Consider the following 949-nt stretch of genomic DNA (forward strand, 5'->3'; position numbering starts at 1 on the left):
GAAAAACGGCACCACCAGCAAATCAACCACCCGTTGGCGCTGCACCCACTGCGGACACTCCTTTACCCGCAACACCCAAACCCACAACAAAAACACCGCCACCATGGCTTTGTTCATCCAATGGGCCACCGGCACCCAATCTCTAACCACCTTCGCCGCACACCATGGCGTAACCAGGCAAACCATGCACCACCGATTCCGATGGTGCTGGTGGATCATCCCCACACCCACCATCGACTCATTCCGCATCCATGACCAAATCTTCCTCGACGCGACCTATCTAAAGTCCGGATGCCTCCTGATCGCAGCCAGTAAAACCCACGTCATCAACTGGACCTGGGCCAGACACGAAACCACCGCCGCCTACACCGAACTCCTACGCCCCATTGCCGCACCACTAATCGCAGTCACAGACGGCGGACAAGGTGCCCAATCAGCCATCCACCACTGCTGGCCAACAACACGCATCCAACGCTGCCTCGTCCACGCCCAACGAACAGTCCGCCGCCACACCACCAGCAACCCCCGCACCGATGCCGGCAAAACCCTCTACCGCCTAGCCCTGAAACTCACTCGCATCACCGACCTTGACCAAGCATCCACATGGGTCGCCCACCTGCACGAATTCGACCACACCTACCGGGAATGGATGAACGAGAAAACCACCATCAAAGACCCCGCTACCGGCGCCTACACCAAGGTCTACACCCACCAACGCGTCCGAGCGGCCTATCAATCATTGCTATCTCTGCACCGCAGAGACCTGCTGTTTACCTACCTGCAACCCCCACCAACAACCATCGACCCCGACAACCTTGCAGCAACAACAAACAGCCTCGAAGGTGGCATCAACGCCCCCATAAAAGAACTAGCCCGCAGACACCGCGGACTATCACTACCGCATCAACGCACAGTGATGGATTGGTGGCTGTATCTACATACAGAAGTC

The 949-nt window shown here is 57.5% G+C and carries 1 protein-coding gene; it reads left to right on the plus strand.

Translation table 11 applies throughout. The features are described from left to right. Positions 1-949 (plus strand): IS256-like element IS3503 family transposase (locus QP413_RS09815; RefSeq protein WP_284781588.1); only part of this gene is annotated, 949 nt, incomplete at both ends.

Source organism: Corynebacterium sp. UMB4614 (assembly GCF_030217065.1).
Classification (GTDB): Bacteria; Actinomycetota; Actinomycetes; order Mycobacteriales; family Mycobacteriaceae; genus Corynebacterium.